Annotated in this window: 22 protein-coding genes and 1 other annotated feature; of the genes, 7 read left to right on the forward strand and 15 right to left on the reverse strand. The window is 38.4% G+C overall.

Annotated features, from left to right (window positions below; genetic code table 11):
- Positions 1 to 120: 120 nt before the first annotated feature.
- The gene (locus ACFX4G_RS03715; protein WP_013059475.1) at positions 121 to 921 is read left to right on the forward strand and encodes an NAD kinase; all 801 of its coding nucleotides are present in this window, start codon (positions 121 to 123) and stop codon (positions 919 to 921) included.
- A gap of 22 nt (positions 922 to 943) precedes the next feature.
- On the opposite strand, the gene ACFX4G_RS03720 is transcribed toward ACFX4G_RS03715, so the two are convergent.
- From ACFX4G_RS03720 to ezrA, 5 genes are all read right to left on the reverse strand, one after another.
- Complete coding sequence (locus ACFX4G_RS03720) at positions 944 to 2,536, reverse strand: amidohydrolase (protein WP_377572866.1); 1,593 nt, start codon at positions 2,534 to 2,536, stop codon at positions 944 to 946.
- Positions 2,537 to 2,659: 123 nt separating this feature from the next.
- On the reverse strand, positions 2,660 to 2,848 hold the full coding sequence (locus tag ACFX4G_RS03725) for an alpha/beta-type small acid-soluble spore protein (RefSeq protein ID WP_013059477.1): 189 nt from the start codon (positions 2,846 to 2,848) through the stop codon (positions 2,660 to 2,662).
- Positions 2,849 to 2,936: 88 nt separating this feature from the next.
- Positions 2,937 to 4,148 carry a tRNA uracil 4-sulfurtransferase ThiI gene (thiI, locus tag ACFX4G_RS03730; protein WP_097824729.1) on the reverse strand — a complete coding sequence of 404 codons (1,212 nt, stop codon included), beginning with the start codon at positions 4,146 to 4,148 and terminating at the stop codon, positions 2,937 to 2,939.
- 6 nt (positions 4,149 to 4,154) lie between these two features.
- Entirely contained in the window at positions 4,155 to 5,297 is a 1,143-nt protein-coding gene (locus ACFX4G_RS03735) for a cysteine desulfurase family protein (protein WP_377572869.1), read from the reverse strand.
- 271 nt (positions 5,298 to 5,568) lie between these two features.
- Positions 5,569 to 7,260 (reverse strand): septation ring formation regulator EzrA, encoded by a 1,692-nt coding sequence (gene ezrA / locus ACFX4G_RS03740; protein WP_013059480.1) that lies wholly within the window; start codon positions 7,258 to 7,260, stop codon positions 5,569 to 5,571.
- 213 nt (positions 7,261 to 7,473) lie between these two features.
- On the opposite strand from ezrA, the gene hisJ reads away from it, so the two are divergent.
- Positions 7,474 to 8,268 (forward strand): histidinol-phosphatase HisJ, encoded by a 795-nt coding sequence (hisJ, locus tag ACFX4G_RS03745; RefSeq protein WP_230183030.1) that lies wholly within the window; start codon positions 7,474 to 7,476, stop codon positions 8,266 to 8,268.
- Here hisJ and refZ read toward each other — a convergent pair.
- Positions 8,260 to 8,907: a forespore capture DNA-binding protein RefZ gene (refZ, locus tag ACFX4G_RS03750; protein WP_377572872.1), complete on the reverse strand. Its 648-nt coding sequence runs from the start codon at positions 8,905 to 8,907 to the stop codon at positions 8,260 to 8,262. The two genes, hisJ and refZ, sit on opposite strands and share 9 nt — an antisense overlap.
- Positions 8,908 to 9,124: 217 nt before the next feature.
- Between refZ and ACFX4G_RS03755 the strand changes: the two genes are divergently transcribed.
- Together ACFX4G_RS03755 and rpsD are read left to right on the forward strand one after the other, a co-directional pair.
- On the forward strand, positions 9,125 to 9,604 hold the full coding sequence (locus tag ACFX4G_RS03755; RefSeq protein ID WP_043975966.1) for a GAF domain-containing protein: 480 nt from the start codon (positions 9,125 to 9,127) through the stop codon (positions 9,602 to 9,604).
- Between the two features lie 416 nt (positions 9,605 to 10,020).
- Positions 10,021 to 10,623 carry a 30S ribosomal protein S4 gene (gene rpsD / locus ACFX4G_RS03760; protein WP_013059485.1) on the forward strand — a complete coding sequence of 201 codons (603 nt, stop codon included), beginning with the start codon at positions 10,021 to 10,023 and terminating at the stop codon, positions 10,621 to 10,623.
- Between the two features lie 72 nt (positions 10,624 to 10,695).
- On the opposite strand, the gene tyrS is transcribed toward rpsD, so the two are convergent.
- The gene (tyrS, locus tag ACFX4G_RS03765; RefSeq protein WP_013085222.1) at positions 10,696 to 11,955 is read right to left on the reverse strand and encodes a tyrosine--tRNA ligase; all 1,260 of its coding nucleotides are present in this window, start codon (positions 11,953 to 11,955) and stop codon (positions 10,696 to 10,698) included.
- A gap of 75 nt (positions 11,956 to 12,030) precedes the next feature.
- Positions 12,031 to 12,241 (reverse strand) — a binding site (T-box leader).
- Positions 12,242 to 12,380: 139 nt separating this feature from the next.
- Positions 12,381 to 14,096 carry an acetate--CoA ligase gene (acsA, locus tag ACFX4G_RS03770; RefSeq protein ID WP_043975961.1) on the reverse strand — a complete coding sequence of 572 codons (1,716 nt, stop codon included), beginning with the start codon at positions 14,094 to 14,096 and terminating at the stop codon, positions 12,381 to 12,383.
- Between the two features lie 284 nt (positions 14,097 to 14,380).
- Between acsA and ACFX4G_RS03775 the strand changes: the two genes are divergently transcribed.
- The 3 genes from ACFX4G_RS03775 to ACFX4G_RS03785 are packed head-to-tail and all read left to right on the forward strand — an operon-like array spanning position 14,381 to position 16,848.
- A complete protein-coding gene (locus tag ACFX4G_RS03775; protein WP_377572874.1) occupies positions 14,381 to 15,013 on the forward strand; it encodes an N-acetyltransferase in 633 nt (210 codons plus the stop codon).
- Positions 15,014 to 15,043: 30 nt separating this feature from the next.
- On the forward strand, positions 15,044 to 15,685 hold the full coding sequence (locus ACFX4G_RS03780; RefSeq protein ID WP_043975958.1) for an acetoin utilization AcuB family protein: 642 nt from the start codon (positions 15,044 to 15,046) through the stop codon (positions 15,683 to 15,685).
- Complete coding sequence (locus ACFX4G_RS03785; protein WP_377572876.1) at positions 15,685 to 16,848, forward strand: acetoin utilization protein AcuC; 1,164 nt, start codon at positions 15,685 to 15,687, stop codon at positions 16,846 to 16,848. The genes ACFX4G_RS03780 and ACFX4G_RS03785 overlap by 1 nt, the downstream gene beginning before the upstream one ends.
- A gap of 28 nt (positions 16,849 to 16,876) precedes the next feature.
- Here ACFX4G_RS03785 and motS read toward each other — a convergent pair whose 3' ends face one another.
- The 7 genes from motS to ACFX4G_RS03820 all read right to left on the reverse strand — a co-directional run bounded on the left by motS (position 16,877) and on the right by ACFX4G_RS03820 (position 22,847).
- The gene (gene motS, locus ACFX4G_RS03790; RefSeq protein ID WP_377572878.1) at positions 16,877 to 17,533 is read right to left on the reverse strand and encodes a flagellar motor protein MotS; all 657 of its coding nucleotides are present in this window, start codon (positions 17,531 to 17,533) and stop codon (positions 16,877 to 16,879) included.
- A complete protein-coding gene (gene motP, locus ACFX4G_RS03795) occupies positions 17,523 to 18,326 on the reverse strand; it encodes a flagellar motor protein MotP (protein WP_014458004.1) in 804 nt (267 codons plus the stop codon). Before motP ends, motS begins: the two co-directional genes overlap by 11 nt.
- Positions 18,327 to 18,379: 53 nt before the next feature.
- Entirely contained in the window at positions 18,380 to 19,378 is a 999-nt protein-coding gene (gene ccpA, locus ACFX4G_RS03800; RefSeq protein ID WP_025750682.1) for a catabolite control protein A, read from the reverse strand.
- A 558-nt stretch (positions 19,379 to 19,936) separates the two neighbouring features.
- On the reverse strand, positions 19,937 to 21,013 hold the full coding sequence (locus ACFX4G_RS03805; protein ID WP_043975954.1) for a bifunctional 3-deoxy-7-phosphoheptulonate synthase/chorismate mutase: 1,077 nt from the start codon (positions 21,011 to 21,013) through the stop codon (positions 19,937 to 19,939).
- A gap of 328 nt (positions 21,014 to 21,341) precedes the next feature.
- Positions 21,342 to 21,665: a bacillithiol system redox-active protein YtxJ gene (ytxJ, locus tag ACFX4G_RS03810; RefSeq protein ID WP_013059495.1), complete on the reverse strand. Its 324-nt coding sequence runs from the start codon at positions 21,663 to 21,665 to the stop codon at positions 21,342 to 21,344.
- Positions 21,666 to 21,878: 213 nt separating this feature from the next.
- Complete coding sequence (locus tag ACFX4G_RS03815; protein WP_097824687.1) at positions 21,879 to 22,334, reverse strand: YtxH domain-containing protein; 456 nt, start codon at positions 22,332 to 22,334, stop codon at positions 21,879 to 21,881.
- A 27-nt stretch (positions 22,335 to 22,361) separates the two neighbouring features.
- Positions 22,362 to 22,847 (reverse strand): DUF948 domain-containing protein, encoded by a 486-nt coding sequence (locus ACFX4G_RS03820; protein ID WP_013085231.1) that lies wholly within the window; start codon positions 22,845 to 22,847, stop codon positions 22,362 to 22,364.
- Positions 22,848 to 23,119 lie beyond the last annotated feature (272 nt).

The following is a 23,119-nucleotide window of genomic DNA, read 5'->3' on the forward strand; positions in this document are numbered from 1 at the left end:
AAAAGATTATTCTTTTAATTCTTAAAGCAATAATGCTATAATTATTGTAACAAACTTTTTTTAAAAAGTTTACTTTATCGCTAATATTTTACATATCAGACAAACAAGGGGGAACTATCTATGCCAAATCGTCGCAACGTTTATTTCTTTCATCCAAAAAACCAGGAAACAAAGGCGCTTGTAAGTCCACTTATTGAGCTTGCAAAACAATATGACTTTCAAGTAGTAGATCATTTCGACAGCGCTAACATCATTGTAAGTATTGGCGGTGACGGAGCTTTCTTACAGGCTGTCCGTCAATCTGGCTTTCGAGATGACTGCTTATATGCTGGTGTCACAACTTCAGATCAACTAAGCTTTTACTGCGATTTTCATATCGATGAAACGGATAAAATGATTGAAGCTATTACGACAGAAAATATAGAAGTACGTCGATTTCCCGTTTTACAAACTCAAATTGATCAAGGAACTTCTTTTTATTGCTTAAATGAATGTTCGATTCGATCAGGTGTTATAAAAACACTCAGTCTAGATGTTTTTATTAATGAAAATCACTTTGAAACATTCCGTGGAGATGGGATGATTATTTCAACACCAACAGGCAGTACGGCTTATAATAAATCGGTAAGTGGAGCCGTAGTTGATCCGTTAATTCCTTGTATGCAAGTCAGCGAATTGGCATCGCTAAATAATAATAACTATCGTACATTAGGATCTTCATTCATCCTAAGCGCTGAGCATACGCTCACTTTAAAACTATCCAATGACAACAACCACAGTCCAATTATTGGAATAGATAACGAAGCATTAAATGCACGCCAAGTTGATCAAGTTCAAATTCGTTTAAGCGACCGTCAAATTAAAACGGTTAAACTGAAAGATAACTCTTTCTGGCAACGAGTTAAGCGTACATTTCTATAATAAAAAGCGCCCTTGGGCGCTTTTATTTTTGATATACAATTTCTCCATTAATAGCAGTCATCTGCACCTGTACCCCTGGAATATCATCTGCAGGTATCTCAAACAGATCTCTTTCTAATACGGTAAAATCAGCTACATAGTCCTTTTGAATATATCCTTTTTTGTCCTCTTGATGAATGGCCTGCGCACTTCCTAAAGTAAACAGCTGAACAGCTTCAAATACTGTAAGTCGCTCAGACGGTATGTAAACGACCGAGCTATTTGGAGAAGTTTTTCTAGAAACTGCTGCATAAATTGTTAACATGGGATTGATAGGTTCAATAGGCGCATCCGATCCGCCTGCACACATAACGCCCTCGTCCAATAACGTTTTCCACGCATAGCAATAGTCCAAATGCTCTTCTCCAATTTTTTCAATGACCCATGGAAAATCACTGGCTAAAAACCGAGGCTGGATATCCAATACAACCGGGAGCTTTTTTACACGCTCAACTAAATCTTTTCGTAGAATTTGCGCATGAATAATACGATCTCTTTGCCCTGTTTGAGGAGGATATTGTTCGATGCTTTCTACTACATATTGAAACGCTAAATCACCAATCGCATGAATTGCAACCGTCATGCCCAATTCTCTTGCTTTTCTCACTAGCTGTTTTAATTCATCGAGTGATTGAATAGCTACACCTCTTGTAGATGGGTCGCTTTTGTATGGAAAGCTTAAAAGAGCAGATTGACTGCCGAGAGAACCATCAGCAAAAATCTTCATTGGCCCTATTTCAATAAAAGCGGATGTGTCTTTCTTTTCTTCAACGTATGTATACATATCATCTACAGCTTCATGATGAACAAGTAAATGAGCACGAAACAGCTGCTTTTCTTTATGAATAACGTTTTGAAATGCTTGATATGTACGCAAAAAGCCTCCATAATAATTTAAATCTTCCGTATGTCCACCCGTCAATCCGTGCTGAATACAATCTTTAATAGCTACTGAAAGAGCTTGTCGAATATATGCTTCCGATACTTGAGGAATATGAGCCGTTACTAATTCTTGCGCTTGATCAGTCAAAAAACCGGTAGGATTTCCCGCTTCATCCCTCTGGATAATACCTCCCTCCGGGTCACATGTTTCAGCTGTAATCCCGGCTATTTTAAGAGCAGTCCCGTTTACTACTAATCCGTGACGACAGACTCGCTTCAACATAATAGGATGTTCTGTTGAAAGTTGATCAAGATCTTGATACTGAATCAAAGAGGAATCTTCCCACTGATTTTCATCCCAACCTTCTCCAATTACCCATTCTCCTTTTGGTGTACTCTCTACTTTTTGCCGAACGCGCATCAGCACGTCTTCCCTAGAAGTAGCTTGAGACAAATCAAGCCTAATGAGCTTTTCACCATGACCAATTAAGTGAAGATGGCTATCTACAAAGCCCGGATACATTGAATATCCTTTGAGGTGTACTTCTTTGTCAATCTCAGCACCCCATTTGATTCTTAGATTTTCTTCTGTGCCTATATCTTCAATAAATCCTTTTTCAACATATACGCTTTCTACATGCTCATCTTCTTTTAGCATCGTATATATTTTGCCTCCGTAAAATAAAGTCCCCATCGCCAACATCTCCTTTACTTTATAAAGCTTGATCTTGTCTCTATTATACGTGACAAAACAAACAAGACAAAAGAGTGAGGTTTCCCCCACTCTTTTTAGCCATCATTATTTAGTTAATATGACTTATTTACCACCAAGTTGTTGCTCAGCCATTTGAACTAAGCGTTTAGTGATTTCTCCACCAACAGATCCGTTAGCGCGAGCTGTTGCTTCTGGTCCAAGATTTACACCGAATTCAGAAGCGATTTCGTACTTCATTTGGTCGATAGCAGCTGCTGAACCAGGAGCTACTAATTTGTTTGTGTTTGCCATGTGTTTTCACCTCCTTGTTGAATATAGATTGTGTCAAAACACATGGCATCATACATTATTTTTTTGGTAATTTTATGAAATTTACCTTTTAAAACAAATCTTCTACGCTGTCTGCGGTATTTGTAGCCGAAGAAGCTGTCATCTCAAGCGTTTCTACATTATTTACCGCTTCTTGAATTAATGTTTCAAAGTCATAAAATTGTTCGTATCGATTTATTTTTTCACGCTTTGGCTTCGTTTTTGGTGAGCTTGGCGTAAAAATTGTACAGCAGTCTTCATACGGTCGATTCGAAATTTCATGTGTATCAATTTTGCGGGCAATTTCAACAATCTCCGTTTTATCCATTGTTACAAGCGGACGCAAAATTGGCGTATTAGTCACTTCATTAATCGCATACATGCTCTCAACCGTTTGACTAGCTACCTGCCCTAAGCTGTCGCCAGTTACGATAGCTAACGATTCATTTTTTTCACGAATAAGGTCCGTAATTCGAAGCATCATACGGCGTGTAGAGGTCATGGTATAATTCTCTGGAATTTGCTTTTGAATCGCTTGCTGTACAGCTGTAAACGGTACAATGTGAAGCTTTACTTTTTCGTGATAAGCCGTTAATTTTTGCGTTAAATCGATGACTTTTTGCTTAGAACGTTCACTTGTAAAAGGCGGACTGTAAAAATGAACCGCCTCTATTTCTAAACCGCGCTTCATGGCTAAGTATCCTGCAACCGGGCTGTCGATTCCTCCAGAAAGCATCAGCATCGCTTTTCCACTCGTACCAACTGGAAGACCTCCTGCTCCGCGATAATCAAAACATGTAATATACGTTGCTTCACTTCTCACTTCTACTCGTACATTTACGCTTGGTTCTTTTACGTTTACCTGTAGATGCTCTGTATTTCGCAGAATATGACTTCCTACTGAATAATTTAATTCGTTTGTATCAAGAGGAAATTGTTTATACGCTCTCCGAGTAGATACTTTGAATGTTTTTCCTTCTATATCAAATTCTTTCATTGCTTCTAACGCTGCTTCTTGAATCGCTTCAAGCTCATTTTCAACTTTTAATGCTAAACTAAAGCTTTGAATACCAAAGATTTGCTGAAGACGTTCGATGATAGGCTCATGATTTTCACCGTTTAAGTGAATATACATGCGGTCTCTTGTGTATTTCACGTGAATATTTTGGAATGCACTAAGAGCCGTTACGATATTTTTTCTTAGCTGGGCAACAAATTTTTTTCTATTTTGTCCTTTGGTTGAGATTTCTCCGTACCGAATTAAAATATGGTTATATATCATAATCATTTACCTCATTACTTTCTTTAGATCTTCAATTACTGTGAAAATAGCATTTACAATGGGCGTTACTTCATTATAATCATTTAAGCCTGACAAGCTTAATCGAATGGACTGATCGGCTTCTTCGTAATTTTTACCGATAGCTAAAAGCGTTTTGCTTGGCTTTTTTCGCTTTGATGAGCAAGCAGATGTAGTGGAGACAAACACTCCTTTTTCTTCAAGAGCGTGAACAAAAACCTCACCTTTAATACCTTGTGCTGTAAAATTTATAATATGAGGTGCCGAATGCTCATTCGGCGTATTAATTGTGATTCTTTCGTGAGCAGAAAGGTTGTCCATCAGTTCTGCTTTTATTTTCCGCATTTTTTGCTGATTTTGAGCAGCATGTTCAAGTGTTAAACGAAGTGCTTTAGCAAATGCTACGATTCCTGGCACATTTTCCGTGCCTGATCGATGCTGCATTTCCTGAGAGCCTCCGCTAAGCAGCGGATGAAGCTGAACTCCATTTCGTTTATATAAAATTCCCGTCCCTTTTAAGCCGTGAATTTTGTGTCCTGATAATGTGCATAAATCAATTTTATGATTTGCTAAAGAAAGCGGAACTTTTCCAATCCCCTGCACATGATCGACGTGAAAAAGCACCTTTGAATAGTTCGTCAGCATCTGTCCAATTTCTTCAATTGGCTGAATGGTGCCAATCTCATTATTTACATGCATAACAGATACTAAAATGGTTTCATCCGTAATAGCTGATTCAATAGCCGCAGGTGATACAAATCCACTGGAATCTACCGGAACATACGTAACGTTAAATCCTAGGGCTTCTAACTGCTTGAATGGTTCATGAACAGAATCATGTTCAATATTTGTCGTAATGATATGCTGACCTCGGCTTTTATATTGCATCGCTACGCCTTTAATAGCCAAATTATTCCCTTCCGTTCCTCCAGATGTAAAGATAATTTCATTTGACGATACGTGCAGCAATTCTGCTACTTGCTCACGCGAACGGCTCAACAAATTCTCCGCCTGTACGCCAAACTGATGGAGGGAGGATGGATTGCCATAATAAGTTGTAGCTACTTTAGTAAAAGATTGTATGACTTCATTATAGGGTTTTGTTGTAGCGCTATTATCTAAATAAATCAAGGATGCGCGCCCCCTTCTTCATTTTTTCGGAACAACGTATTATCATAACATACCTTGATGCTTTTTTAAATTAGGTTTTGCCTTAGTAATCATAACAAGGATAGACGATCTTTTCAAAGCTATTTGCCACTTTATAAGCAAGGCCTCCCCTTGCTTATCCTAACAGTTGCTACCGTATGTATAGACTATACCATTAGCATTGAAAGAGATACGAGATAGTATGCAAAGAAAAGCGTCATAAAAAAGCTCGCGTCCTTTGGACACGAGCTTTTTAACTCTGTGAAGATACAATACGCTGTATACGATCCAGCGCACCAGGATCTACTTGCTCAATAGCTGCAGATGCCTGTTTTAATGCTTCTTTGTATTCATAATGACGAAATGCTTCTTCTGCTTCTTCTAAAGACTGTGCAATTGAGTGATGAGTACTTCTATAACGGTTACCGTATTGAATCACTCTTTCAACGAGTCGCGCTTCTTCTAACATTGCCTCTGTTTCATCAAATGTATCCTGAACAAAACCAACAGCATCTTCAAGTAAAGATTGAACAGCTTGAATATTAAGCGGTTTTTCTTTCAGCTTAGCGGTTACTTCATTTAAGATATGAACCGTTTTTTCAAGCTGCACTTTATATTCTTCAGGAACACCAGGAAGGTTGCTTTTTTGAATAAGGCGTCGTGCTTCAATCAACTGAGATTTCAGTTCTTCTATTTTGTCCTTAGCTGAGAGCTCATCTTTGCGAAGAGCTTGTAGCATATCGCTATAGGATTCCTGAGATTCTTTTAATTGGTTAAGCTGTTTGGAAACGTCTTCGAGTTCTTCTTGGATCACACTGTAGGCTAAATTGTGCTCCGCCACCTTGTCCGAAATATTATAGTACAAGTTAGTCAATCGTTTTAGTTCGCGGTCCATTTTATAATATACGTCTAAATCGCGCTCTTTAAAATGATAGCTTTGCTGTACAAATAGCGTTTCTTCACGAAGTTCACGGTTTCGTTCTTGAAGCATACGAAGGAAGTTAGATACCGTATGAGATTCACGGTTCATTTTATGATAGGAGAAAACCTCATGCTCAAGTGAGTCATATAACTGCTCTAAGCGTTCGTTCACATCATCTAGTTTTGTAATCGCTTCTTCCACATATAATTCTTCAATATCTGCAATAATTTCAGCAGTTTCTTGTTTTAAAAGCTCTACCGTTTCTTCTACTTGTAGATGATCTAACACATATCCCTGCTCACTCATTTCGCGGAACCCGTCAAGCAGTTCATTGAACTGAACAGGAAGAGTGGTCTGACACTCAACTAACACTTTTGGAATTTGTTCTAAATACGAATCAATAGCTGTTAAATCAGTTTTTAATTGAAGAACAATCTCACGTGCTTGAAGATAGTTTCCGTTAATCGTCTCTTCCTCGTATTTTTTAAACTGCTCTTTAGACGTATTAATTGCGTATTCTAACGTTTTTTCAGCATTTCCATAGGAATACCGATGTGCGAGCAATTTTTTCTTCACATGGCGGTGAAGCTGATTTAATTCCTCAATATCATATCGATTATCTTGTTCGCTACCAATTAAATTTTGAAGTTCAGTAAGTATGTTTTCAATATCTATCTTGGTTTGTTCTAAGGCTTGATCAATATGTATAGATAACTGCTTCGCTTTTTTAAATCGGTATTTATCCGCTGCTTCTTCCGTTTCAAACAGTTCTTTATCAATTTTCGGGAGATTAGTTGATATAATTTCATCCCACTGCTCACGCCAACGTTCAAATAGCTCTTCAGTTTGACCTGTCATGTTCAATTCTTTTACTTTTGAAATTTCCTCTGCAACTGGCGTATTTGCTAATTCGACTTTGATCGTTTCCAGGCGATCAATTTCTTGATAAATCTTTTTACGTGAAAACATTCCGTACACAACTAATCCGATAATAAGTATGATTAGTGCTATAATGAATTCCATACTAAGCCCCCTTACAGTGCGTTCTACATGACAAGTTTCTTATTTATAAAAAGGGTGAATTTAATCCTTTAAATTTTTTTGCGTCAATGTTTTTATGATACCATGTAAAGTCCAACTTTTGAGCAAAAAATTAAATTTTTTTATACAAAATATTGGCATGGAGTCACTTTGTGTCGTTACAATGGAAAAAGAAGAAAAAAGGAGGCATTTTTTATGAAAGTTGACAAACATATTCATACTCCATTTTGCCCACACGGTTCACCTGATTCATTGCAACAATATGTTGAACAGGCGATTTCCCTGAACTTTTGCGAGATTTCGTTTACAGAGCATGCTCCATTACCAAAAAGCTTCAGTGATCCGACGCCTGATCGCGACAGCGGAATGGATCCTGACAAACTTGATCGCTACATTCAAAACGTACAGCAAGTTAAAAAAGAATTTGAGCGCGATATTCGTATTAATATCGGATTGGAAGTTGACTTTATTGAAGGATTTGAACACGAAACAATAGATTTCTTAAACGAATATGGTCCTTATCTCGATGACAGCATACTTTCTGTCCACTTCTTAAAACATGAAGAAGGATATGACTGCCTAGATTTTAGCGCTGACGTATTTGCACATATTGTACAGAAGTTTGGCAGCGTAAGCAAAGTATATGATAAGTATTACAACACGGTATTACGCTCTGTACAGGCCAATTTAGGCGTTTATAAGCCTAAGCGCATTGGTCATATGACGCTCGTACATAAATTTCAAACTCGCTTTCCATATGAAGACACACTTTCCCCTATTATTTTAGCAATACTCGATGAAATAAAAATGAAAGATTTGGCTTTGGATTATAATGGTGCAGGGTTGTTTAAGCCTTTGTGCAAGGAAGCGTATCCAGCTCCCTTTGTCGTAAAAGCAGCCCAACAGAAAAAAATCCCTCTCGTATATGGGTCAGACGCCCACTGTGCGAAGGATTTAGGCCAAGGCTATGGAGAGCTCCATTTAGGATAATTGAACGCGCAGTTTGTTTGTCCGTTCATATGGTAAACATACCGTTGTGTGCACCCATTGCTCAAGCTCAATCGCATATTGCTGAACAAAATACGGTTCGTGAGGCAATATATGAAGAACTTCACTTAGATACTGAGGATGAAGATAAGGCATAGACAGCATGCCCTTAAGCTCAATGATTGTAAAGGAAACGTGCAGCTTTCGAAATTCCTTTTCTTTCATCCCTCTTTCAAGGATTGTTTTTAAGTAGTATTTTTCCTTAGTTAAATACGTAGTCATAACTTCTCGAATTAAAATCGTGTCAAGAGAGATTTCTCTATATACGAGCCGGGCAATATGCCTATTTTCGTGCTGGTAATGTAAGATAGCTCGAATCATCACGATTATACTTTCTGTTGAAGACAACTTTTTCATTTCTTGGAATGCTTGCTCCAGTACCGCAATATAACCTTCAAAATAAGAAATCACTAAACTTTCAAGCAATCCTTCTTTGCTATGAAAATAATATGAAATATTCGCTACGTTCACTTTCGCTTTTCCTGCAATCTCGCGCACCGACGTACCATCAAAACCTTTTACGTTAAAAAGAGAAACAGCCGCATCAATAATTTTCTCTTTCGTTTTTGACTGTACAGCCATCTATCTACACCTCATTTCGATTTATTTTTACAAAACACATATGATTGCAAAATTGTGTAGAAATCGTTACAGTATTTAAAAAGGATTTTAGTAGCCTCTCTACATAATTCGTGATAGGCTTTTTAGTTCCTGTAATCTTTTATCGACAAAGTAGCGTTAAAACTGACGTTTCCTGATAAAAACTCATTAAATCTTATGTTGAATGGAGGAGAATACATTGTTTAATGTCGAAAACTACAGTGGCTCAAAACAAAAGGATTATGAATTAGTAATTAAGCAATTACGCGCCTTATTAGAAGGAGAAAGCAATGCCATTGCTAATCTAGCAAATGCTTCAGCTTTACTAAATCAATTTTTAAATGAAGTAAACTGGGTAGGTTTTTATTTAATGGAAGACGGCGAGTTAGTACTCGGTCCTTTCCAGGGGCTGCCGGCTTGTGTTCGAATTCCACTTGGAAAAGGCGTATGCGGTACAGCAGCTCAAAATCAAAGAACAGAGCGAATTGAAGATGTTCATGCATTCCCTGGCCACATTGCATGTGATGCTGCTTCTCAATCTGAAATCGTTGTGCCAATGGTAAAAGACGGTAAACTTTTAGGTGTTCTTGATATTGACAGTCCAATCAAGAATCGCTTTGATGAAATCGATCAACAGTATCTTGAAGAATTCGTGAAAGAACTCACTTCTTTTCTTTGAATATGAATAAGCAAAAAAACCGCTGCGAATCAGCGGTTTTTGCTTATTAAACAAACGTTTGATTAGCCCATCACCACCGTTTTCTTACGTTCTTTCTTCTCCTTTCATACTTCAAATGAATATATCCTTTCTTTTACATTCTTTTAATCTTCAATCTTCCTTGACTTTATACGAGGAAACACCTATAATACTCGTTGTGTGAAATATTGCAGCTTATACAATCTTCTTTATGTTTTTTCATTTTGTTCCTCATTAAAAGATTGTTTTACAGAAGTAGCAATCCTTTTAACAAGATGGTGTATCGTGTAACTCTCTGCTGCTAGAGCGATGGTACATGAAAACAAAATGAGCATATCGCTAGAATGTGTCTGTTTTTGTTTTGCATAAAATAAAAACACAAACAAGGAGGAGTCATCATGGCTCGTTATACAGGTCCAAGTTGGAAAATCTCTCGTCGCTTAGGTCTTTCTCTAAGTGGTACAGGTAAAGAATTAGAAAAACGCCCTTACGCTCCAGGTCCACACGGCCCAGGTCAACGTAAGAAAATTTCTGAGTACGGTTTACAATTACAAGAAAAGCAAAAATTACGCCACATGTATGGTGTAACTGAGCGTCAATTCCGTAACTTATTCGTTGCTGCTGGTAAATTAACTGGTAAGCACGGTGAGAACTTCATGATTCTTTTAGAAGCTCGTCTTGATAACTTAGTATACCGTATGGGTCTTGCACGCACTCGTCGTCAAGCTCGTCAATTAGTTAACCACGGTCACGTTTTAGTTGACGGTAAACGCGTTGACATCCCATCTTACCGTGTACAACCTGGTCAAGTGATCGGTGTTCGCGAAAAATCTCGCAACCTTTCAATCGTGAAAGAAGCGCTTGAAGTTAACAATTTCGTACCAGACTACTTAACAGTAGACGCTGAGAAATTAGAAGGTACATTCACTCGCTTACCAGAGCGTTCTGAATTATCTGCTGAAATCAACGAAGCACTAATCGTAGAGTTCTACTCTCGTTAATAGTAAAAAGCCGTTCCTTATGGAGCGGCTTTTTTGCTATCTATATAAAAAAAAGGCCTTTCGGCCTTTTTTTTATGCGTATTGAATAAGCGTATATTTTTTCTTGCCTCGACGAATCACTGTGAATTGACCTTCAATACGGTCTTCTGCACCTACTGTTTTTTGTAAATCTTGTTCACGCTCACCATTTAAGTAAATCGCACCGTTTGAAATATCTTCACGTGCTTGACGTTTAGAAGGAGAAATTTTACTTTCTACAAGTAAATCAATTAAACCAATATCTTCACCTGTATGCGTGTAAGAAGGAACATCCTTGAATCCTTGCTTAATTTCTTCTGCTGTTAGCTCTGAAATACTTCCGCTAAATAAAGCTTGCGAAATACGAATTGCTTGCTCAAGAGCTTCTTCACCGTGTACAAGCGTAGTCATCGCTGCCGCTAGTGCTTTTTGTGCTTCGCGTTTTTCAGGAGCTTCTTTTGCAGAAGCTGCTAATTCATTAATTTCCTCGTGTGATAAGAATGTAAAGTATTTTAAATATTTTATAACATCACGATCATCTGTATTAATCCAGAATTGGTAGAATTCATACGGACTTGTTTTTTCAGGGTCTAACCAAATTGCTCCGCCTTCTGTTTTACCGAACTTCGTCCCGTCCGCTTTTGTTACAAGCGGAACTGTTAATCCAAATGCTTTTGCATCTTCTTCTGATTTACGAATTAATTCTAAGCCAGCTGTAATATTTCCCCATTGGTCGCTGCCGCCAATTTGAAGCTTACAGTTATATGTTTGGTATAAATTCAAGAAATCGTATGATTGTAAAATCATGTAGCTAAATTCCGTAAATGAAATGCCTGATTCGATACGAGATTGAACAGAATCCTTTGCCATCATATAGTTAATACCAAAGTTTTTACCGATATCTCGTAGGAATGTAATAACATCTAATGAGCCAATCCAGTCATAGTTATTTGCAATAACTGCTGCATTTTCACCTTCTTCGAAATCTAAGAAGCGTGAAAGCTGACCTTTAATACGCTCACTAAACATGGCAACCGTTTCTTTTTCATTTAATGTACGCTCTGCTTTTTTACCGCTTGGATCTCCAATAAGACCCGTACCTCCACCAACTAATGCAATTGGTTGGTGTCCAGCTTGTTGAAAGCGACGTAAAATTAAAACAGGAAGCATGTGGCCGATGTGAAGGCTGTCGGCTGTCGGATCGAATCCACAGTACAAACGAACAGACTCTTTACTCAAAAGTTCACTTAAACCTTTTTCATCCGTTTGTTGGTTAATGAGCCCTCGAAACTCAAGATCTTGTAAAATATCCATGTTATATATTCTCTCCTTTATCTAATTGCTCGTTACAATTTGTTGAACAACATAAAAAACGCCCCTTCTTAAAAAAGAAGGGACGAAAATATCGCGGTACCACCCTATTTGGAAATAAATTATTTCCCACTTAAATGATGTAACGGTCTACCCGTCTTTTGCTACTGTAAGTTCACAAAAGATGCTCAAGGACGTATTTCATATTTGTCTATGTACTGATTTTCAGCAACCATCAGCTCTCTTAAACAGGGAGACAAGTATTACTTCTTCCTATCACTGCAGTTTATTTTATTTAAAAGTTTACACCCCACAATTATGAATGATTTCATTTTAAAATTCAAGTCCAAAAAAAAGTTCAAACAGCTGGCTGTTTGAACTTTATAAAAATCACTTATTTTCCCTACAAAGATTGAAACATTTACTCCTTAGTCTTCCATCGTTGACAAATCGCCCGTTGGCAAATCTAATTCCCACGCTTTTAAAACGCGACGCATAATTTTACCACTTCGTGTTTTAGGTAGCTTATCTTTAAACTCGATTTCACGCGGGGCTGCATGAGCAGCTAACCCTTTTTTCACAAATTGACGAATATCTTCAATCAGTTCATCTGAAGATTCATACCCATCTCTAAGTGCGATAAATGCTTTAATAATTTCCCCACGCACAGGGTCAGGCTTACCAATAACACCCGCTTCTGCTACAGCAGGGTGTTCAACAAGCTTACTTTCCACTTCAAATGGACCCACGCGTTCTCCTGCCGTCATAATAACATCATCGATTCGGCCTTGGAACCAAAAATAACCGTCTTCATCCATATACGCCGAATCACCTGATACGTACCAATCACCTGGCATAAAATATGACTCATACTTTTCTTTGTTGTTCCAAATCGTATGCATCATAGATGGCCAGCCTTTTTTAATTGCTAAGTTACCCATTCGATAAGGTGGAAGCTCTTGTCCTTGATCGTCAACGATTGCTGCTTGTACACCTGGAATTGGCTTCCCCATAGATCCTGGCTTAATTTTCATAGACGGATAATTACAAATCGTCTGACCGCCAGTTTCAGTCATCCACCACGTATCATGAATACGTTTTTGGAACACCTTCATTCCCCAGCGTACCACTTCAGGATTTAACGGTTCTCCCACACTTAATACATGTCTGAGATTGCTTAAATCATAGCGTTTAACTAAGTCATCACCAGCACCCATTAGCATACGAAAAGCTGTAGGTGCACTGTACCAAACCGTTACGCCAAAATCTTCAAGTGCTTGATACCATGCATCTGGACTAAATCGTCCTCCCACAATCACATTGGTTGCTCCAGCAAGCCAAGGACCAAAAATCCCATAGGAAGTCCCCGTTACCCAACCGGGATCTGCTGTACACCAATACACATCGTCATCTTTTAAGTCGAGTACCCACTTTGCAGTTTGATAGTGCTGAAGCATTGCGTTGTGAACATGAAGCACCCCTTTTGGTTTGCCAGTTGAACCTGATGTATAATGAAGCAGCATACCATCTGTTCTATCTACCCACTCAATTTCCACCTCTTTATTCGCCGCTTCTAATCGCTTCAGAAAATCTAGTTGAATGCCTTCTTCTTCTACATTTTCCCCTACCAGGAGAATGTGTTTTAAAGCTGGCAAATCTTTCACCGGAACGCGGCTCAGCAGTTCAGGCGTCGTAATTAACACTTTTGCATCACTGTCTTGCAAACGATCTTTTACTGCACCTTCCATGAACGCTTCAAATAAAGGCCCAACAATAGCACCAAGCTTCACCGCTCCTAACAATGCAAAATAAAGTTCCGGAGAGCGAGGCATAAAGATAAACACGCGATCTCCTTTTTCTACGTCTGCTTGTTTTAGCACGTTTGCGGCTTTGTTTGACCATTCTTTCATTTCTTTGAATGTGTATTTTTCATTGCGCTGCGCGTCTCGATAATAAAGCGCAACTTTATTTTTACGCGTAGAGTTTGCGTGCTTATCAATTGCTTCATAAGCTGCATTTAGTTTACCTGTTTCATGCCATGAAAATTCCTTCTCCACTTGTGACCAGTCAAAGGTTTGATACGTTTTATCATAGTCCTGTAAGTTGTATACCCCTTCAATTACAGGAAGCGCTTCCACCTTCATCACAAACTCCCCCTTATGTATAAAATTTACAAACCTATTATATAACAAAAATAGACTTTTCACAATTTTATAAAAATCATTTGTCGGAATTGGGATAATAGTCTCCCTTGTTATATGACAACCTCTGTTATAGAAGTGTGGAATGAACAAGAATCTCTTTTAATTTTTTATTCTATGTATTCTAAGAAACTCCTTTTCTTTTATTTAATTTTTTGAAAACGCTTTAATATAAAGTTTTTTTTGTATTATAATACAGATAAGACTGCTTGAAGGTGGTGATTCATGTGAAACATTCCCAAACATACAATATGAAAGAACTAAAAACCGCTGTTGGAGCAATTGTTATTGAAGGACCTGTTTCCTCCCAGACCTTGCAACAACTTGATTTTCATGAGCAACTAACAGCCTTTCGTCCACCTGAACAGCAAAAAGAAGCATTGATCGAGATTGCCAACTTGCCTGAAGGTAGAATCATTGTTGCTCGCCATCATCATACAATCATTGGTTATGTAACCTTTTTATATCCCGATCCTCTAGAACGATGGTCGGAAGGAAATATGGAGAATTTAATCGAATTAGGAGCTATAGAGGTAGCCGCTCCATTTCGCAGCTACGCTGTTGGTAAAAACTTGCTTATCGTATCTATGATGGATGATGCAATGGAAGATTATATTATCATTACGACAGAATACTACTGGCATTGGGATTTAAAAGGAACAGGGCTAAATGTGTGGGATTACCGCAAAATTATGGAGAAAATGATGAATAAAGGCGGACTGACGTGGTTTGCCACAGATGATCCGGAGATTAGCTCCCACCCTGCTAATTGTTTGATGGTAAGAATCGGGAGCAGAGTACCTCAAGAAAGCATACAAGAATTTGATAGCCTGCGCTTTCGAAATCGCTTTATGTATTAAGCTGACCTTTAAGAAAAGGAGCTGTGTCTGATGATTGTTGAAGAGATGATGAAAACTGATCTCGTTACCTTAACCCCCGACCATACGATTGCTGAAGCTATGAAACTTTTAGATACACATAAGATTAGACATATTCCTATCATTAATGACCTTCATCACGTAGTTGGCATCATTTCTGATCGTGACGTAAGAGATGCAAGTCCATCTATTTTAGATAATACTTATACATCTGCTCTTCTATCCGAACCCGTGCGGATGATTATGCAAACAGAAGTCATTACAGCTCACCCTCTTGATTTTGTTGAAGAAATTGCAAGTATTTTTTATGAACATCAAATCGGTTGTATTCCCGTCACAAAAAACAAGCGGTTAGTAGGCGTTGTTACCGAAAGAGATCTATTACATACGTTTATTCAGCTTACCGGCACCAATAAGCCAGGTTCACAAATTGAAATAAAAGTAGAAAATAAGGCTGGCGTGCTCGCTGAAGTTACATCCCTCTTTGGTTCAACGAGAACAAACATCTTAAGCGTACTTGTCTACCCTGACGTAGATGAACGATATAAAATACTTGTGCTTCGCATTCAAGCTATTAATCCATTGATTAGTATAAATACATTAAAAGAAAACGGCTATGAGGTGTTGTGGCCTAAATTACCGGAGATGACGTAATGACTAGTAACGCTGTATTTATTTATTCAGATGATATTCTTTCGTACAAATTCAGCAATAATCATCCGTTTAACCAGCTTCGTGTTCAACTAACATATGAACTGTTACGGGAATTTGGCGCTTTAGGCAATCAAGATATTGTATTACCGCGGATGGCATCTGATGAGGAACTTCAGCTTGTCCATGATACTAGCTATATTCAAGCAGTAAAATTAGCAGGAAGCGGCGAGCTTTCTGTTGAAAAAGCAGCAGATTTTGGTCTTGGAACAGAAGATACACCTATGTTTCCCAACATGCATGAAGCCAGTGCATTTTTAGTTGGTGGTACACTTACTGCTGTAGATTATGTGATGACTGGAAAAGCTCAGCATGCTCTAAATTTAGGAGGAGGATTGCACCACGGCTTTCGAGGAAAAGCTTCCGGCTTCTGTATTTATAACGATAGCGCGGTAGCCATCAAATATATGCAGCAAAAGTACAACGCGCGTGTTCTCTATGTCGATACAGATGCTCACCACGGTGACGGCGTGCAATGGACATTTTATGACGACCCTTCCGTTTGTACTCTTTCCATTCATGAAACGGGACGCTACTTGTTTCCAGGCACGGGAAACGTTAACGAACGCGGGCACAGTGAAGGCTATGGTTATTCATTTAATGTGCCTGTTGATGCTTATACGGAAGATGAGTCTTGGCTCGACGTTTATAAGACCTCTTTAAAAGAAGTAGCTGCTTTTTTTAAACCAGATGTTATCTTGACACAAAATGGAGCCGATTCTCATTATTACGATCCGCTCACTCATTTATGTGGCACCACGAAAATATACCGTGAGATTCCTAAAATTGCTCATGAAATTGCTCATGAATACTGTCAGGGAAGATGGATTGCGGTTGGCGGAGGAGGTTATGATATTTGGCGGGTTGTTCCTCGGGCTTGGTCATTCATTTGGCTTGAAATGATTGAACGAAAGGCAGAAGGCATGCTTCCTCTGTCATGGCTTGAAAAATGGACAAAAGTATCGCCTCACCCCGTTTGCACGCAGTGGGATGATGAACCTAATATCTATCAGCCAATTCCAAGAAAACCAGAAATAACAGAAAAAAACGCTCAAACTCTTGAGCGCGCTCTTTATCCTATTCGTTCTCATACATCTCATTCTTAAAAAAGGCTATACAAGCGTATGGCCTTTTTCACTGTGCTTCGGGATCTGAAATAATAATTTCGACGCGTCTATTTTTTTGTAGATTGTCATTAGACGTGTTCGGAACAAGCGGCTTTGTATCTCCGTATCCAAGTGCTTCAAAGCGGTTAGCAGAAAGAGAAAAATGGTTCGTTAAATAACGTATGACGCCGCTAGCACGCGCTGCCGATAGTTCCCAATTAGATGGATAACGATAGGTGTGAATGGGTCGATTGTCGGTATGACCTTCTACTTTAATATCATTTGGAATAGTACTGAATAACCTTCCTAATTCATCCAGAAAAGGGGTGCCTTTTTTCAAAATGTCCGCTTGTCCTGTTTCAAACAGCACCTGTTCTTGTAAAATAAGCACAACTCCGCGTTCATCTCGCTTAGCAATAATGACATTCTGAAGCTTATTTCCTTTCAGGTAATCCTGCACTTTCGCTAAAATGTTATCCAGCTTTTGAGACTGCTGGCTCTTTTCTACAGAAGCTAATGATCCACCGCTTGTAAGCGAATTGACAACGGTCTGAAACTTTTGATTATCCACGCTAGACATTGAAAATAGTAAAATAAAAAAAACTAATATTAACGTCACCAAATCAGCAAATGTTACCATCCATTTTGGCGACTGTGCCGAATACCTTTTTCTTCTACGCTTCACGAACGTGTTCTCTCTTTTCTTCCAGCTTTCGTTTTTCAACAGGGGCAAATACTTTTAGCTTTGCTTGCACAAAGCGAGAATTTTGACCCGCCTGCAAGCCGATGACACCTTCAATAATCACTTCTTTAACAAAAAGCTCATGCTCCGTTTTACCAGCTAATTTAGCTGCGATTGGCTGAAAAAACAAGTTTGAAAGCAGCGCCCCGTAGAAAGTCGTTAAAAGAGCAATTGCCATGTTAGGTCCAAGCGATGAAGGGGTATTAAGGCTTTTAAGCATTAGCACTAGCCCAACGAGCGTCCCAATCATTCCCCAAGCGGGGGCATAATCGCCTGCTTTTTCAAACATACTTCGACCTCTCGCATGTCTTTCTTCCACTGCAGCTATTTCAGCTTCAAGCAGCTCTCGAATCATTTCCGGTTCTACTCCATCAATGGCTAGCAAAATACCTTTTTTCACAAATGAATCATCGATTTGTTCAAGCTCTGCTTCTAACGATAGAAGTCCTTCTCGACGCGCTTTCTCCGATAAATGTACAAATGTTCCTACAATTTCTTCTACGTTTATTTCTTTAGATTGAAACGCTTGTTTCCCTACTCTTCCCATATTTTTTAATTGTTTTAAAGGAAAGCTCACGCACAGCGTACCAAAAACGCCTCCCAGTACAATTAAAATCGATGGTACATCAATAAAAGCTAAAAAACCGCTCATTCCCCCACTTGAAATAACCCCAAACACAACCATAGAGATACCAATTAGTATCCCTATAGGTGTGAGCATATCAATTTTTTTCATATTCTATCTCCCCGTGTCTGAACTTTGGATTCGTTCTTATTCATTCACAGGTATTATTTTGTTGACTGTCTGAACTCGATGCGGTGAGGAAGCTGTACAATGCTGCTGTCTACCGTTTCTTTGTTCATGTATTTTGTTAAGAGACGCATCGCTACTGCACCAATATCATACATTGGCTGTACAACAGATGTTAACTGAGGACGAACCATTGTTGAAAGTCTTGTGTTATCAAAACCGATAACTTCTAGATCGTTTGGTACATTCAACCCGCGATCTTGTGCCCCGTGAATAACGCCTAATGCCATTTCATCCGTTCCAACGAAAATAGCAGTTGGCTTTTCAGCTTCTTCTAATAGTTTTTCAACCGCCTCAATACCTGAATCGTACGTATAGTCTCCTTCTACAATATAAGAATCACGTACAGGCAATCCGCTTTCAGTAAGAGCACGCTTGTACCCTTTTACTTTTTTCGCATGATTGATTGGTTCTTCTAACGTACCTGAAACGAATGCAATATTTTTATGACCGCTGTCAATTAGTGATTGCACTGCATCAAAAGCTGCTTGTTCATAATCAATAGTTACAGATGGGATTTGGTTAGTTGATTCGATTGATGCTGCAAGTACAACTGGAACCGGTGATTTTTTTAGCTCTTCTACGTGTTCTTCCGTTACATTCCCACTCATGAAGATGATTCCGTCTACTTGTTTACCAAGCATGTTATTTAAAAGGTGAAGTTCTTTATCTTGATTTTGATCGGAGTTACTTAAGATGATATTATATTTGTACATTGTTGCAATATCTTCGATTCCACGCGCTAATTCTGCATAGAAAATATTTGAAATATCAGGAATGATAACTCCTACTGTCGTTGTTTTTTTACTTGCTAATCCACGCGCTACTGCGTTCGGACGATAGCCTAGTCTTTCAATTGTTTCTAATACTTTTTTTCTAGTTGATGGTTTTACATTTGGATTTCCGTTTACCACACGAGAAACCGTTGCCATCGACACGCTTGCTTCCCTTGCTACATCATAAATTGTTACGTTCACAACAAACACTCCTTATCGAAAAACATTTCGTTTATTTTATCCTTATTTCATTTCTTGTATTTACGTATATAAATCCATCTTCCTTTATAGAATGGCTATTTCTAGCTCCTTCACTCTTACATACAGCTTAGATACCCTGTATGCATCTAAATCATTCCTGTTATGCCCTTATTATTACGTGGCAAAGACAATTTTACCAGTTTATATGTAACAATGTAAAAGACGGTGTATATTAAGTAAATAAAAAAAGTGAATCGCGAATTTATATCATATGCAATCACAGAATGATAGCGAATATCTGTAACTACTATACGATACTATGTGCTTCATCGCAACGTATTTACCGCCTTTTTCCGACAAGTTTCACGAGAATTTCATAAATTCTTGTTTTTTGGATTTGCACTTATTCTTTCCTATTTTGACAAAAGTTATCGACTGTTTTCAAAATACGTGATAATTTCGCTTATCTTTATTATAACGAAAGGCAAACAAGCTTGAAACCATTAAGTGCCTCAAACTTGTCATAAAAGTATACGAATTTTTCATTTTTACGTTTTTTTATAAATTTAAGTTACATATAGGTTTTAGCTGCTTCATAAATTCTGTAAATTGCGGGATATCCATTTGCTGAGCTGAATCAGAAAGTGCTACCGCAGGATCTGGATGAACTTCTGCCATAATTCCATCTGCACCGATGGCAAGAGCTGCTTTAGCCGTTGGAACAAGTAAATCTCGTCTTCCCGTTGAATGGGTGACGTCGACTAAAACAGGTAAATGAGTTTCTTGTTTTAAAATGGGAACAGCTGAAATATCCAGCGTATTTCGCGTTGCTCGCTCATACGTACGAATTCCTCGTTCACACAAAATCAGCTGATCATTTCCTTTTGAAACAATGTATTCAGCAGCATTAATAAACTCATCAATCGTAGCGGCTAAGCCTCGCTTTAATAACACAGGCTTCTTCACCGCACCCGCTTCTTTTAACAGCTCAAAATTTTGCATATTACGAGCGCCAATTTGAATCACATCTACGTATTCTACAGCTGTTTCAATATCAGCGGGATCGACAATTTCACTAATAACGGCTAAATCGTATTCGTCAGCTACTCTTTTTAAAATTTGCAATCCTTCTAAGCCAAGGCCTTGAAAATCATAAGGAGATGTTCTTGGCTTGTAGGCTCCGCCTCTAAGCATCCGCACGCCCTGCTGCTTCACGGCTTTTGCTACGGCTGCTACTTGCTCATAGCTTTCAACGGAACAAGGTCCTGCTACAAAACGCTGAAGTCCGTCACCAATTGTTTCTCCTTTTACCGTAACAATTGTATTTTCCGGCTTCTTTTTACGGGATACAAGAAGTGCTTTACGATGATCGTCTTCTTGAAGCTCTAAATGAGCTTTGAAAATCTCTTTGAAAATATGTTGAAGCGTAGAAGTTTGAAACGGTCCTTCATTCTTGCTTAAAATCGCATCAAGCATTGCTCGTTCACGAACGGGATCAAACCGTTTGGTTGACTGCATGCCTTTTAACTTTCCTATTTCTTGAACGAGCTCGCCTCGCTCATTAATAAGCTTTAACAGTTTCATATTTACTTCGTCAATTTGAGATCGCAAATGCTGAAGATTTGAATTCGTCATGTACGTCCACCCTTTCACTGATTTTAAAAAATCCGTTTAGCAGGGTTACTACATAAGATGATAGATGATGGAGGATATATGTAAGGGGCTTCTCTGCTTTTATGTGCTAAACTACATCTATTGTACGAAAAAGCGGATGAAACCGCAATCAGCTTATAAAAAAAAGAGGTTGAGGCATAGCTAAATCGCTCCAACCTAAAGGCGAAAAAATGGGATAAACACTCTATTATGGATTGCTTATCATACAGTAAACCTACGTTCACCCTTCCAATGAAAAAATCCGAACGATTAATGTTCGGATTTTTCTTTTACTAAAATACTTTTTCGATTAGTGAGCTACGTTTTTCGCTAATTCGTCTTCGTTAATGTTCCAGTGAGAAGCATGCCACTTCACTTTTCCATCTTCAAACAGAAGCGCTTGAGGTGATTCATGCTTCACTTCATACGTCTCAGCGATATAGTTAGATACATCACGTGAATCTTGAACATGAAGATAATAAGAAGGAATGTCTTCATGACTAGAAGCAAATGCTGAAAATGCCTCATGACCAGCTGCACTAATTGGACACGTTGTACTGTGTTTTAAAAATAAAAAGCGATTGTTTTCCTTTACAACTTGTTCGAACTCTTCAACTGTTGAAATTTTTTTCATTTTTTTCACCCTTTCTGTACTTACTCTTAAGTTTACATGGTTTGAGCGTTTCCATACAAAAAGAGTGCTCAGCTTTATGTATGATGCTCATAAATTCATTTATAAGGTGGAGTTTTTTTCTGCAATGAAACGATTATTTACTTGTTGTTATCCAACCTAAATTACATACAAAAAAAGCGTTCACCCTATAGGGTAAACGCTTTTGATTCTTTATTATGGTCGTGGCACTGTGCTTTCCACTTCATCTAGTGCTTTTTGAGCTTCTGTTAGCTTTTGCTGAACGTCTTCGTTGCTTTGAGACTCAACTTCATCAGCAAGCACTTCTAAGCTTGTTGGCGGTAATGCTTCGTGTTCAGGATCTACTTTACGGAAGTTTTTCACCTTGTCCACTACTTGTGAAGATTGCTCAGACAGTGTTTGTGATAAACCAGCCGATTTTTCTTTAGCCGTTTGAGCAAACCCTTGTCCTTTTTCAACAGCGCTGTTTTTCGCTTGCTCTGTTTTTAAACGAACGTAAGCTGCCTGCTCATTTAAATCAGAACGGAACTCTTTACCTGATTTTGGAGCAAGTAGTAATGCCGTTGCAGCTCCTACAACTCCTCCAATCACTGTTCCTACTAAAAAGCCTTTATTTGAAGTGTTGTTTGGTTTATTTGGTTTGTTTGACATATGCGTCTCCTCCTTTAAAGTTCATCCTTATGAAAATGAGCGTGAGCGTTGAACCGCTTTTTCTTTTACTTCAACAGGTACAGGCTCTGCTTCAACTTTTTTCTGTTTTCTTAATTTTATACGTTCCCATACGTCTAATGCAACATTGCTCCATTGAACAACTTGAGCAACAGTTTCTTTATTTTCTTCTACTTTCTCTGAAACGCTTGATGATACGCTTTTAATAGACTTATTTAGGTCTTGGATTGAGTCACCTACGCCTTTAACAGAATCCACCACTGTGTTCAGCGCTTCGGATTTACGCTGAATATCTTCAGCTAACAGATTAGTCTTATGTAAAAGTGCAGTTGTTTCAGCTGTGATTCCTGTCATTTGCTTTTCTACACCGTCTAAAGTACCTGCCACTGAATTTAATGTGTGCTGAACGGATTTCAATGTTTTGGACACGGAAACCACCAGGTAAAAAATCGCAATGGCAACAATAGCAGCGCTTAAATAAAGAATAATAACCATCTGTGCAAGGCACCTCCTATTTTCTTCTCTCTTGTTATAACTACTTTCCCAATTTTATAAACAATTAAACCTTCTATTCCCTACAGACTCTTTAACTTTACCATATTCTCTCTGCTTTTATTCAGAAAAAGGGAAGATTGTACATTATTTCGCGATATATGAGTTATTTCCCTTCCTAAAGAAAAAAAGGATTTTAAAGCATAAAAACAAACAAAATAAGCTCAGTGGGGTACAATAGAAAGTGAATCACCAATCATTGCTATTTTAAGGAG

This window comes from Priestia sp. YIM B13486, from assembly GCF_042787865.1.
Lineage (GTDB): Bacteria > Bacillota > Bacilli > Bacillales > Bacillaceae_H > Priestia > Priestia megaterium.